Below are 13,741 nucleotides of genomic sequence, written 5' to 3' on the forward strand. Positions count from 1 at the left end.
CTTTCTGCACGGAAAATTCAAAGATTCTATCACTGTATGTTTTTGGGAAAAGATTTCTTTACAGCATAGAATGAAATGCTGTTATTTTATAAGGAAAATGCTTTGAGGATTAGAATCAGGATGATACAATAAAGACATTTAGTCTTCTTTTTATTGCGTGCCATTATGTATTTTATAATTTGCAGACTTTTTTAAGAATTAAGATTTATAAAAGATCAGCGTAGCAAAATTTCTTGTAGAAATTTTCCGGTGTAGGAAGCGGGAACATTAATAATATCTTCAGGTCGTCCAACTGCCACAATTTCACCGCCACGATATCCACCTTCTGGTCCTAAGTCAATAATCCAGTCGGCTGTCTTTATAACTTCAAGATTATGCTCAATGACTGCGACTGTATTCCCTTGCTCAACGAGTTCGTGCAGTACTTCGAGGAGTTTAGAGATATCGTGAAAATGCAGCCCCGTTGTTGGTTCGTCCAAAATGTAGAGTGTGCGACCTGTTGTTTTGCGTGAAAGTTCTTTGGCAAGTTTCACGCGTTGGGCTTCACCACCGGAAAGTGTCGTGGCTTGTTGTCCTACTTTGATATAGCCGAGGCCGACTTTGATGAGGGTCTTCATTTTGTTGTGAATGGTGGGAACAGCTTGGAAAAATTCCTCTGCTTTTTCGATTGTCATATCCAAGACATCGGCGATCGACTTTCCTTTAAATTTCACTTCCAGTGTTTCTCGATTATAGCGTTTTCCTTGGCATACATCACAAGTAACGTAGACATCGGGCAAAAAGTGCATTTCAATTTTGATAACCCCATCACCTTGACATGCTTCGCAGCGTCCTCCCTTAACATTGAATGAAAAACATCCTGCTTGATAACCACGCGCTTTTGATTCTGGAAGTTCGGCAAACCACTCACGAATTGGGGTAAAAGCACCCGTATAGGTTGCTGGATTAGAACGTGGGGTACGTCCAATAGGAGATTGATTGATATCGATGACTTTATCGAGAAATTCTAATCCTTCAATTTTATCGTAGCTTTCTGGGCTGTGATGGCTTCCCATGATATAACATGATGCGGCTTTGAAAAGGGTTTCAATGAGGAGTGTTGATTTTCCTCCACCTGAAACGCCAGTTATACAGGTAAAGGTTCCAAGAGGAATTTCAGCATTGATATTTTTGAGATTATTGCCTCGAGCACCGATGATTTTCAGTGTTTTTGTCTTTGATATTTTACGTCGTTGAGTAGGGATGGTAACTGCCATTCTTCCTGAAAGATATTGGCCTGTGAGGGAAGAAGGATTTTCTATAATTTCTTGCGGTGTGCCTTGTGCCATGATTTTTCCACCATGAACGCCTGCTGCTGGTCCCATATCAACGACATGGTCTGCAGTAAGAATGGCATCTTCATCATGTTCAACAACAATAACTGTGTTGCCGAGATCGCGCAGATGATGCAGCATCTTTAGAAGGCGTGCATTATCACGTTGGTGTAAACCGATAGATGGTTCATCTAAAATATAAAGGACGCCTGTAAGACCAGAGCCAATCTGGGATGCTAACCGAATACGTTGACTTTCTCCACCTGAAAGTGTGCCTGAATTTCGAGATAAGGTAAGATATTCAAGTCCTACATGATTTAAAAAAGCTAAGCGTTCACGAATTTCTTTTAAAATGCGTACAGCTATATTACGTTGTTTTTCAGTCAGATATTGATCAATGTTGGCAAACCAATCATCTGCTTTTAAGATAGAAAGTTCTGATATTTGTCCAATATGCATCCCGTGGATTTTAATAGCGAGTGCTTCTGGTTTTAAACGATAACCATGACAGGCTGGACAGAGCGAAGAAGACATATAACGCTCGATTTCTTCACGTGACCACGCAGAATCTGTTTCTTTCCATTGTTTTTCCATATTCGGGATAACACCTTCAAAATGTTGGATCATTTTATGTGAACCTGAATCACTTTTATGGTCAAAGGAAATTGTCTTTCTTTTTGTGCCATAGAGAATAGCCTGCTGCGCTTCATCTGAGAGTGCACTCCATTTATCCGTGAGTTTAAATCCATAAATCTTACCCAATGCCTCTAAGATTTGGTTAGAAAAGGGTGAGGATGATTTAGACCAAGGGGCAATTGCTCCAGATTCTAAGGTGAGATTTTCATTTGGTATGATTTTTTTAGGGACGATTGCCTTTTTTGTGCCAAGTCCGTCGCAAGTAGGGCAAGCGCCAAAAGGGTTATTGAATGAAAAGAGCCGTGGTTCAATTTCAGGGATAGAAAATCCAGATATGGGGCAGGAAAACTTTTCTGAAAAAATAAGCCGTTTGTGCGTTTCATTTTTTGATTTATTGGCAGATTCCTTTGAGATTTCTTTTTGGGCTAAAGGTTGATCTGCCATTTCAACTACTGCAATCCCATCTGCTAGCTGCAAACAGGTTTTTATACTGTCAGCTAGGCGAGAGGCCATGTCATTATGCACAACAATGCGGTCTACCACAACATCTATGTCATGTTTATATTTTTTATCAAGAGGAGGAATATCAGGAATTTCATAAAATTTTCCATCAACTTTAGCGCGCTGAAATCCTTTTTTTAAAAGTTCCATTAACTCTTTTTTATATTCTCCCTTTCGTCCTCGCACTAAGGGCGCCATAATAAAAATCCGCGTACCTTCTGATAAGGCCATAATTTGATCGACCATTTGGCTTACTGTTTGGCTTTCGATAGGCAGTCCCGTCGTAGGGGAATGAGGAACACCGATACGTGCAAAGAGAAGGCGCATATAGTCGTGAATTTCAGTAACAGTACCTACTGTTGAACGGGGGTTGCGGCTGGTTGTTTTTTGTTCAATGGAGATGGCGGGGGAAAGACCATCTATTCGGTCGACATCTGGTTTTTGCATCATTTCCAGAAATTGGCGTGCATACGCAGAAAGGCTTTCAACATAGCGGCGTTGACCTTCGGCGTAAATTGTATCAAAAGCTAAGGATGATTTACCTGATCCAGAAAGCCCTGTTATGACGATCAGTTTGTCACGAGGGAGGTCTATATCAAGATTTTTAAGATTATGCTCACGTGCGCCGCGAATGGAGATGTATTTTTGATGAGCCATATTTTATCCTTGGCATGTTTGATCAAAATTAAGCATCTAAAGTGGAATAAAACTTTTCCTTTAGAATTACAACGTGGTTAATTGTTAAGGTGGAAAAAGAGTACAAGTTCTGTGGAAAGAAAGATCCAGAAAGCAGCTTTTTATTCTCTGGTGATGGAATAAACTATGCGTTGTTATCATCTTTTGCTATAATCACATGATGTAATGTTTAATTAAGGGTAGGCAAGATCCACATTGAGGTCAATTGCAGAGGTAAATGCGCAAATGGTAAGATCAAGATGGTAATTGACTGCATAAAGAGAGTGTTTTGCAAATTAAGACTTTGGAGTTTATGAGATGGCTGGTAGCCTTAATAAAGTTATTTTGATTGGTAATCTTGGTGCCGATCCTGAAATCCGCCGTTTGAATTCTGGTGATCAAGTTGCAAATCTGCGTATTGCGACTTCAGAAAGTTGGCGCGATCGTAATACAAATGAACGTAAAGAACGCACGGAGTGGCATAATATTGTTATTTTTAATGAAAACCTTGTCAAAGTTGTAGAGCAATATTTAAAAAAAGGTAGTAAGATCTATATTGAAGGTCAGTTGCAAACGCGCAAATGGCAAGATCAAAATGGTAATGACCGTTATACAACAGAAATTGTTTTGCAAAAATACCGGGGTGAATTACAAATGCTTGATGGGCGTGGAGTAACTGGGGGAGAGCAAATGCAAGGAGCAAACCAGTCGAGCGGCGGTTATGTCAATAGTGGTTTTGGAGACAGTGGCGTAAATCAGAGAAATGTTTTTGGTCAAAACAATAGCCAATCGGAAGAAAGCTTTTCACACAAATTAGATGATGATGTACCTTTTTGATGATACTTAAGGCGTATTGCTATTGTTTTTTGTATTTTTTGGTTGTTCGTTTCAGGTTTTTAAAGTTCAAAAAAACAGGTCTTGTTGATTTTGTTCGCCGTTTTTAACATAAATAAATAACATATTGAAAATTATTATTAAATTTCTTCTCTGATGTAGGGGAGAAATTGGCATCTTATGTATTTTTCGATATATAAAAAGTAGAGTGATTCTTTTTGAAAGTCTTAAAGCTGTGACCGATTTTAATCCACTACCAGAACGTGATGTGCTGACCGGTATTGAACCAATCAGTATTATTGATGAAATGCAACGCTCCTATCTCGATTATGCAATGAGCGTGATTGTTTCACGTGCCCTTCCTGATGTACGTGATGGTCTTAAACCTGTTCATCGGCGTATTCTTCATGCCATGAATGAAATGGGGCTTGCTTTCAATAAGCCGTATCGTAAGTCTGCGGGTGTTGTTGGTGAGGTTATGGGAAAATTCCATCCTCATGGAGATGCTTCAATTTATGATGCTTTGGTTCGTATGGCTCAGGATTTCTCTTTACGAAATCCATTGATTGATGGTCAAGGGAATTTTGGTTCTGTTGATGGCGATCCGCCTGCGGCGATGCGTTATACAGAATGTCGTTTGGAAAAAGTTTCAGAAGAGCTTTTAGCGGATATTGATAAAGATACTGTTGATTTTCAAGATAATTATGATGGACGTGATCGTGAACCCGTAGTCTTACCAGCGCGTTTCCCTAATCTTTTGGTCAATGGATCAGGTGGTATTGCCGTGGGAATGGCAACTAATATTCCTCCTCATAATCTTGGTGAAGTTGTTGATGCTTGTATCGCCTTGATTGATGATCCCAATATAACACTTGATAAAATAATTGAAATTATTCCTGGTCCTGATTTTCCCACTGGTGGTATTATCCTTGGTCATTCCGGTATCCGTTCGGCTTATGAAACGGGACGTGGTTCAATTATTATGCGTGCTAAAGTTGATATTGAGGAAATGCACAATGGTCGACAGGCAATCATTGTAAGCGAAATACCTTACCAAGTTAATAAAGCAACGATGATTGAGAAAATGGCCGAATTGGTGCGTGATAAACGCATCGAAGGAATCTCTGATTTGCGTGATGAATCTGATCGTGATGGGTATCGGGTCGTTATTGAGCTTAAGAAAGATGTTATTGCAGAAGTTGTTTTGAACCAATTGTATCGTTATACGCTGCTACAAACTTCCTTTGGTTGTAATATGGTGGCGTTAAACGGAGGAAAACCTGAACAGATGACGTTGATTGATATGCTTCGTGCATTTGTTTCTTTCCGGGAAGAAGTTGTTAGTCGGCGAACAAAATATCTTTTGCGTAAAGCACGCGAAAGGGCGCATGTTTTGGTCGGTCTTGCAATTGCTGTTGCCAATATTGATGAAATTATAGCGCTCATTCGCAAAGCATCTGATCCACAGATAGCGCGTTCACAGTTAATGGAGCGGCGCTGGCTGGCTGCTGATGTGGCGTCTTTGATTAAACTTATTGATGATCCTCGTCATATTATCTATGGGGATAATACTTATAATTTATCTGAAGAACAGGCACGTGCTATTCTGGAATTGCGCTTGCAAAGGTTAACAGCGCTTGGACGTGATGAAATTGCTGATGAATTGAATAAAATTGGAGTGGATATTGCGGATTATCTTCATATTTTGGCATCACGTTCACGGATTATGAGCATTGTTAAAGATGAACTAAATGTTCTTCGCGAAGCCTTTGCAACTCCTCGACGCACTATATTTGGTTTTGGTAGCGCTGAGATGGATTGTGAAGATCTGATCGCACCGGAAGATATGGTGGTAACGGTGAGTCATAGTGGCTATATTAAACGGGTTCCTCTCAATACATACCGTGCGCAGCGCCGCGGTGGTAAGGGGCGTTCTGGTATGTCTACAAAGGATGAGGATTTTGTAACACATTTGTTTGTGGTTAATACCCATACACCGGTTCTTTTCTTTTCAACGCGTGGAATTGTTTATAAGGAAAAAGTTTGGCGTTTGCCTATTGGTACACCGCAATCGCGCGGGCGGGCTCTGATCAATATGCTTCCCTTACAGCAAGGTGAGCGTATAACAACTATTATGCCCTTGCCAGAAGATGAAGCGAGTTGGAGCGCATTGGATGTGATGTTCGCAACTACGCGTGGAACTGTGCGTCGTAATAAATTATCAGATTTCGTTCAGGTTAATCGCAATGGCAAAATTGCAATGAAACTTGATGAGGAAGATGAAATTCTTTCTGTAGAAACTTGTACGGAACATGATGACGTTGTTCTAACAACCGCTAATGGACAATGTATTCGTTTTCCAGTCGTTGAGGTTCGTATTTTTGCAGGTCGTAATTCGGTAGGGGTACGTGGTATTAATTTGGCTAATGGTGATAAAGTCATTTCGATGACTCTCTTAGAGCATGTTGAGGCGACGTCGGTTGAGCGTTCTGCCTATATTAAACGTGTGATTCATGAACGGCGTGCTGCTGGTGCAGATGCTGAAGATATTTTAACTCTTGATGAAAATGACGTGGGAACCGAAACAGAGTTGACAGATGAGCGCTATGCAGAGCTTAATGCTCGTGAGCAAATGCTTTTAACATTGAGTGAATTTGGTTATGGAAAACGGTCTTCCTCATATGAGTTCCGGATTTCTGGACGTGGTGGAAAAGGGATTCGTGCAACAGATCCATCTAAGACGGCTGAAATTGGTAAATTAGTAGCGGCTTTTCCGGTGAAGGCACAAGATCAAATTATGTTGGTGTCAGATGGGGGGCAGCTTATTCGCGTCCCTGTGGATGGTATTCGTATAGGTGGTCGTTCGACGAAGGGGGTGAAAATTTTCAATACAGCTGAGGGTAAAAAAGTTGTATCAGTTGAGCGTATTTCTGAATCTGAAGATGATGTTAGCCAATTAGATGATGAAGCTGGAAAGCATTCTGATACGGTTGATGTGAGCGAAGAAAAATAATTCTGAAGGGGCCGAGAAAATAATGAAAATTGCTCTTTATGCCGGTTCCTTCGATCCTCTTACAAATGGTCATATTGCTATTTTGCAAGGCAGTTTTGTTTTGGCTGATAAGGTGGTTGTGGCTATAGGCATGCAGGCTAAAAAAAAATCACTTTTTAGTTTTGAAGAACGTGTTGATTTAATTACCCAGGTAGGGAAAGATTTGTTAAGTATAGGTCCTGATCGATTACAGGTTATTTCGTTTGATACTCTTTTGATTGATAAGGCGCGTGAAATTGGTGCTTCATTTCTTATTCGTGGGTTACGTGATGGCACTGACCTTGACTATGAAATGCAAATGGCGGGGATGAATGGTGTTATGGCTCCTGAATTACAAACTGTTTTTTTGCCGGCGAGTGTTTCAGGGCGTGCGATAACTTCTACCTTGGTGCGCCAGATTGCCTCTATGGGAGGTGATGTATCAGCCTTTGTACCTCCCAATGTTGAACGAGCTTTGCACTTAAAATTTCAATTTTCAAGGGAAAATGGTTGTGTCTCTTAAACTTTTTGCTGTTTTGACATGTATTTTTTGCTTTTTTTCATCGAGTGCTGTGGCAGATGATTCTAAGGCAGCTGATAATTCTAATATTCTTGTTTTATCTCTCAAAAATGGTGAAGTGGTTATTCGCTTTCGGCCTGATTTAGCACCAAAACATGTTGCACAAATCAAGAGGTTAACAAAGGAAGGTGCATACAACAATGTTGTATTTCATCGTGTTATTCCCGGTTTTATGGCACAGACTGGTGATGTGCAGTTTGGGAAGAAGGGCAGTGCGAATTTTGATCTTAAACGTGTTGGTACGGGTGGTTCCAATTATCCCAATATACCAGCAGAGTTTTCAGAGCAGCCATTTAAGCGTGGTACTGTTGGGATGGCACGTTCACAAAATCCTGATTCAGCTAATTCTCAGTTTTTCATTTGTTTTAATGATGCTGTTTTTTTAAATGGTCAGTATACTGTTGTTGGAGAAGTTGTAAAGGGAATGGATGTTGTTGATAAAATTAAAAAAGGCACCACAAGTAATAATGGATCTGTAAAAGATCCTGATATTATTAATGCTGCTACTTTACAAGCTGAGTAATAATTCAAAGGGAGTTAGCCGTATGTCCGAGATTAAAGATTTAGAGAATACTTTAATTCTTGAAACAACGAAGGGCAGAGTTGTTATTGAACTTTTTGCTGATTTAGCACCTAGGCATGTTGCACAAATCAGGAGGTTAACAAAGGAGGGTGCATACAACAATGTTGTATTTCACCGTGTTATTTCTGGTTTTATGGCACAGACTGGTGATGTGCAGTTTGGGAAGAAGGACAGTGCGAATTTTGATCCTAAACGTGTTGGTACGGGTGGTTCCAATTATCCCAATATACCAGCAGAGTTTTCTAATCTTTCGCATAAGCGTGGTACGGTTTCTATGGCACGTTCACAAAATCCTGATTCAGCTAATTCGCAGTTTTTTATCTGTTTTGCCGATGCTCCTTGGCTTGATCGTCAATATTCTATATGGGGGCAAGTTATTGAAGGTATGGAAAATGTCGATAAAATTAAGCATGGTGAACCTGTTGTAGATCCCGATGCAATTATTAAGGCCACAGTTGCTGCGGATACGAAATAGTATACCTTTATTGGTTTCAACTGTAAGATCGGCAAGTGAGGATATTTACGTTTGATTGTTGTTTTGAATATGGTAAAGATAAAGCGTTGCGATTTTTATCTCTGTAAGAGTTTCCGACTGCTCTATATTTGCTTTTTTGCTGTCCATATCAAGTGTTATTGTCTTTAGGTGCAGTGAAAACTGGTAGCATGCTGTTTGTTATTGTTGTCAACCGCATACCCTAATGCTCAATGTAATTTGGCGCCATGTTTTGTATTGATGAGAAGAGATGAAATAGGGATATGCTGTAATTCATTGTTTTTATGAGTTTTTTTCTGCCATTAATGAGTATTGTATCAAATTAGATTTTGACAGAAAAAAAGAGGAAGAAGGGTTTGAAAGGTATTTCAAGAATCCTCGAGAGCTCTTTTAAAAAATGAATTTGTGCAAAATCTAGTGTCAAATTATACAAAGTCCGCTGACAAGCAAAACCAAAACTTGAGTGCTTATTATCCAAGTACTACTCTTGTAATCTGAGCACGATTAGCTAATTCAAAACCACTCAGTTTTACAGGATTAATTGCTTCTTATCATTGTTTTGCATTTATCCAGATGCAGCAGCTAGATCAATGTATAGCATTACCTGTAAGTGAAAAAGAAATGAAGTCTGCTATGGAGCTTTCATTGCGGTGGGCACAGCGTTGTAAAACAGCTTTTGGTGATCAGCCAAACAAAGCGTTGTTTGGTATTGTTCAAGGCGGTGAAAATGTGAAAATACGTGAACGTTCTGCCCAAGCATTAAAAGAAATGAATTTGAAAGGTATGCTATTGGAGGGCTTGCAGTTGGTGAACCGCAAAGTGCTATGATAGCTTTTTTGGATTCTATTTGTCCGATTTTGCCAGAGGATAAGCTCCGCTATCTCATGAGGGTGGGAACACTTGATGATATTTTACAAAGTGTTGCTTGTGGTATTGATATGTTTGATTGTTTTATGCCGACGCGTGTGGGATACCATGGTTTAGCTTTTACGCGCTTTGGTAGAATTAATTTGTGCAATGCGCGTTATGTAGAGGATCCATATCCTCTTGATCCACAGTCACTTTGTTCTGCTGCATGTGATTTATAGCTGTGGTTTATTTGCATCATTTGATTAAATCTGGTGAATCTCTCGGTGGTATGTTGTTAACTTGGAATAATCTTTTTATTGTCAAAAACTTATGTAAGGAATTTGTGAAGCCATTGAAGCAGGCTGTTATGCTGACTTTTGTGCTGAAACATGCGCTTTATGGACACAAGGGCGATAAAGTATTGGCTTTATTATGGAGTTTACCTTTTCCAGGTTGCTCAATTTATTTTTGTATCAAAAACTTTTATTAAAAGTATGAAGTGAGAAATGTTTTTCCAAAAGTATAAAACTACACTGCCTTTAAAAAATAGATGCGTAGTTTTACTAGTACATATTTCTTATGCGAAGGTTGATACTAGGGATAAACTGTTACTCCGGTACGCACTACCTGATCCGGAGAAAAACAGTTTGTTTTTTGTTATTGTTTAGCTCAACAATGTTAATGAGGAGTTAGCGAACCCTTAAAGAAGTATAAAAGTTGCATTTTTATAGGGTGGTTTTTGTTTTTGACGGCTAAATGTAAATAATATGTTAAATAAAATCTTGTAATATAAAATAAAGTAAAAAATAAATTATTTACAATATTTAAAAGTTAATTTTATATTGATTTAATAAATTATTATTTGAAATAAAATTAGAATATTTTCTACTAATATTAGATAATTAAATTATCAATATATAAAAAATTCTTATAGATAAATCACTCTAAAATAGAATTGTTTAATACAAGAAGCAACATAATTATGAACAGCTTTAGAAGACCATGAGAGAATTTATGAAAATGGCTTAGCAGTAAAAATTATAGGTTATCAAATTGAAGATAATCAATTATTTCATACAGACAAAAAATGGTAAAATCGGCAAATATCTTGCACTTCTCTCTAGCTAATGGTGACATCTTATTCACTCATTCGAAATTCGTTATTCAAAAAATCTTAAAAATGGTTAGAGTGTTCAGTATACCGTCTCACAATAAAGGTTTCACTGTAAAATTCGAAGTGGAAAAAGGAAACAGAGTTCGTTATCTTATTGAGCTTGTAAAATAGGTAGATAAATTTATAGTTGTTAGGTATTCAAAAATTCTTCATTAAGGAATCTCATTTAAAACTTCATAAAATGCTTCATATATCAAGATATTCTTAAAGCTTTATATTAGGGATTATTCAGTATAAGTGTCACAATGTTTTGAATTTTTGTTTCTGCGTATTACAGATATTTATGGTTAAAAGTTCTATACAGAAGTGGTGGTATGAAGGATTCTCACAAACAAAATTTTCTTGTATCTGGAATCGATTCGAGAACACGGCATTTGACAATTGACAATTTTAGCTCTTGCAGTGAGGAGTTTTTCTATTGATACTGCAGAGTTTGTTGCAATAGGGCTATAGCCGGAGATGGCACGAAGTTCGTATATTAATACTCTTACAGCTAGTCAATATATTTCGTATGCGTTGGACGTTGTGATCGGAGCGCCTTTTTAGCGGTTGCAACAGCCAAGTTATCACGCAAAACTGTTTTATAGGATTGATATTTTTTTACGCGTTGACAAATATTGCCAGTACCTTTTTCTAACTTTAGCATGTCAGTAGCGTTGCGGCTTATCAGTGGCCTTCTATATAGCATCTATTTTGGGTTTTTGGCTATGGTCGTGTCTTTTAATGGTACAAATGAATGAACGTTCCAAAGTTTTTGGGTATGTTATGCTTGGTTTAACAATTGCGACCGTTTTTGAAGCACCAGATGCGACCTGGATTGGATAGATTTTTGGTTGGCAGATTGCTTTTATCCTTATGGGTGCTATTACTTTATTATGCTTTTTCCTTATTAGGGCGTTCTTACCTTCTGTTTCGAATGCTCAAGAAATCAATCCTCTGCGTGAAGCGGGTGTATTAAAGCAAAAGCAGGTCTTGTTTCTCTTGGCGATGGTTTCGGTTGGGAGCATCAGAATGATTTTCTGTTTTCACTTATATTAAGTCGATGTTAATGCATGTTTCTGATGTTTTTCTTGATTAGGTGCCATTCATTATGCCGTTAGTTGGTTGGGAATGGTTGTAGGTAATCTTTTAGGGTCTAATTTGCCGTTAAAGTTGACACTTCACCGATGATATTTTTTGCTATGCTTTGGAGCACATTTATTTTTTTCTTTCTGCCCTATACTCTGTTAACGGCAGTATTTGGATGTTTTTTGGTCGGTAATTTAATTCTTTTGCAGCTATGCCTTCTTCTAGACAACCGAAAATTATGGATGTTGTATACATGGACAGATTTTGGCGGGAGCATTAATGCAATCTGCTTTTAATATTGCTTGGGGTAGAAATTGGAGCATGAGTTTTGAAATTAGGCTATAGTTATGAATATATTTCTGTTCTTGGGTGATAACTCTCTGTAGGTTATTGGTTTTTTTGTTTCTTATTAGTATGTGGAAAAGCATGATCAAAATTTTTCTCAGCTATGAATGTTTCTTGAAAAGAAAGAGTATTTTTCATTTATCTAGTCATTTGATTGTCCAGTTGGATTTTTAAATATGCTATAGGAAACACGTAGAGCAAATGGGATACCAAGACAAAATAAAAGACTGATGAGTGCTGCAAGAAGAGCTTTTGCTGCTAAAATTACTCCTATTATTCCTCCAGGATTAAAAAGTCCAGCAAGATTTGTGATTATTCCTGCTAGTGTTGCACTCAACGCAGCTGAAAATAGCTGTACAGAGGTAAGCGATTCGCTGGCACGCAGAGAATCTTCATCATTTGCACATTGTAAGATTCGTGTTAACAAATGGGGCCATGCTATACCAGCACTCATTCCGATAGCAAACAATGCTAAGCAAATGATAAAAATATATTCAGGTGCAGAGACTTCTGTTGGAATGAGCCATAAAAGAATGCCTATGCCTAATAAGTTTAATATGGGAGAATAAACAATGATATTGTGAATTTTTTTTACGGATATACCGGCGCTTGATAGGGCACCACATGTCCAACCGAAGCTCATGAGTGCTGCTATGTAACCAGCAATAAGTGGGGCTTGTCCATGGAGCTCTTGAAGAAAAAGTGGAAAATAAAGCTCTATACTATACACGACAATAGTCATAATGAGGATCAATGCGTAAACAGGAAAAAGCTCAGAAGAGAAGGAAAAGGATTTACGTGGCAACATAGGATGAAGTGTAGATGATTCGATTTTTGCGAGAACAAAGAGAAGACTTAATCCAATGACTAACCCACAGATTTTGATAACTGGTGTATCTATAGTTCCCCCGGCAGAAATGATAAAAATCAATAAGGTAAGTGTGAGGAGTTGTGGAAGCGGGAGTGGAGATATTTGAACATAGTTTTTATTTTCTTTCGGCAAAACTTTAAAAGCTATGAGTGAGAAAATTATTGCTAATGAGCCAATGATCCAAAAGGATGCTCTCCATATGCCATATTGTACAGAAATGCCGCCGATAGCTGGTCCTAACAAGGTCGATATTCCCCACATTCCAGAGATAATACTCAATGCATGTGACCATAAAGATGGACTGAAAATAATACGTACCATGGAATAGGATAAGGATAGAAGAGAACCACTTCCGAATCCTTGAACAAAGCGCCCTATTAAAAATAGGGGCATAGTCGAAGCAATGCTGCATATAAAAGTGCCAACGGTAAAGATGAGACCAGAGATAACATAGGCTTTACGAGGACCTATTTCCCCCAATATTTTTGTTGCAAGTGAAGTACCAAGGAGTGATGCTGTAATAAAGACAGTAGCTACCCACGAATAATACAGCTCACCGCCAATATCATTCATAATAGAGGGCAAAATAGTAACAACAACGTAAATATTGGTAGCATGTAATATAACACCACCTGTAAACGTTAAAAAGCGAATACCATTCTCACCCGATAAAAGCGCAGACCAGTTTTGTTTTTTCACTTTTTTACTATTTATAAAAATTGACCTTCTCTATTTATAAGGTAGTTGTTTGAATTTGCCAAGGGAAGATTCAAAGCTCTCCTTTCGCA

7 protein-coding genes and 2 pseudogenes are annotated in these 13,741 nt (G+C 38.3%); 7 read left to right on the forward strand and 2 right to left on the reverse strand.

The features are described from left to right. Positions 1-215 precede the first annotated feature (215 nt). Complete coding sequence (gene uvrA / locus MF1_RS02370) at positions 216-3,107, reverse strand: excinuclease ABC subunit UvrA (protein ID WP_161510374.1); 2,892 nt, start codon at positions 3,105-3,107, stop codon at positions 216-218. 336 nt (positions 3,108-3,443) lie between these two features. Here uvrA and ssb point away from each other — a divergent pair, with 336 nt between their 5' ends. The 7 genes and pseudogenes from ssb to MF1_RS02405 all read left to right on the forward strand — a co-directional run bounded on the left by ssb (position 3,444) and on the right by MF1_RS02405 (position 12,189). Next, entirely contained in the window at positions 3,444-3,962 is a 519-nt protein-coding gene (gene ssb / locus MF1_RS02375) for a single-stranded DNA-binding protein (RefSeq protein WP_011179516.1), read from the forward strand. Positions 3,963-4,194: 232 nt separating this feature from the next. Next, complete coding sequence (gene gyrA / locus MF1_RS02380; protein WP_042995589.1) at positions 4,195-6,972, forward strand: DNA gyrase subunit A; 2,778 nt, start codon at positions 4,195-4,197, stop codon at positions 6,970-6,972. Between the two features lie 22 nt (positions 6,973-6,994). Next, on the forward strand, positions 6,995-7,513 hold the full coding sequence (gene coaD / locus MF1_RS02385) for a pantetheine-phosphate adenylyltransferase (protein WP_014924201.1): 519 nt from the start codon (positions 6,995-6,997) through the stop codon (positions 7,511-7,513). Beyond that, a complete protein-coding gene (locus MF1_RS02390) occupies positions 7,503-8,093 on the forward strand; it encodes a peptidylprolyl isomerase (protein WP_161510375.1) in 591 nt (196 codons plus the stop codon). Before coaD ends, MF1_RS02390 begins: the two co-directional genes overlap by 11 nt. A 22-nt stretch (positions 8,094-8,115) precedes the next feature. Then, positions 8,116-8,628, forward strand: a complete 513-nt coding sequence (locus tag MF1_RS02395) for a peptidylprolyl isomerase (protein WP_014924199.1) — start codon at positions 8,116-8,118, stop codon at positions 8,626-8,628. Positions 8,629-9,267: 639 nt separating this feature from the next. Next, positions 9,268-9,734, forward strand: a pseudogene (locus MF1_RS02400) (tRNA-guanine transglycosylase). 1,249 nt (positions 9,735-10,983) lie between these two features. After that, positions 10,984-12,189: pseudogene (locus MF1_RS02405) on the forward strand (MFS transporter). A gap of 35 nt (positions 12,190-12,224) precedes the next feature. Here MF1_RS02405 and MF1_RS02410 read toward each other — a convergent pair. Further along, positions 12,225-13,652, reverse strand: coding sequence for an MFS transporter (locus tag MF1_RS02410; RefSeq protein WP_161510376.1), 1,428 nt, complete (start codon positions 13,650-13,652; stop codon positions 12,225-12,227). Positions 13,653-13,741 lie beyond the last annotated feature (89 nt).

The sequence above is a fragment of the Bartonella quintana genome, assembly GCF_009936175.1.
GTDB lineage: Bacteria > Pseudomonadota > Alphaproteobacteria > Rhizobiales > Rhizobiaceae > Bartonella > Bartonella quintana.

Excerpts from the sequence above, each read along its gene's own strand:
- MF1_RS02395 (WP_014924199.1), top strand. The coding sequence starts at position 8,116 with ATGTCCGAGATTAAAGATTTAGAGAATACTTTAATTCTTGAAACAACG.
- uvrA (WP_161510374.1), bottom strand. The coding sequence starts at position 3,107 with ATGGCTCATCAAAAATACATCTCCATTCGCGGCGCACGTGAGCATAAT.
- ssb (WP_011179516.1), top strand. The coding sequence starts at position 3,444 with ATGGCTGGTAGCCTTAATAAAGTTATTTTGATTGGTAATCTTGGTGCC.
- coaD (WP_014924201.1), top strand. The coding sequence starts at position 6,995 with ATGAAAATTGCTCTTTATGCCGGTTCCTTCGATCCTCTTACAAATGGT.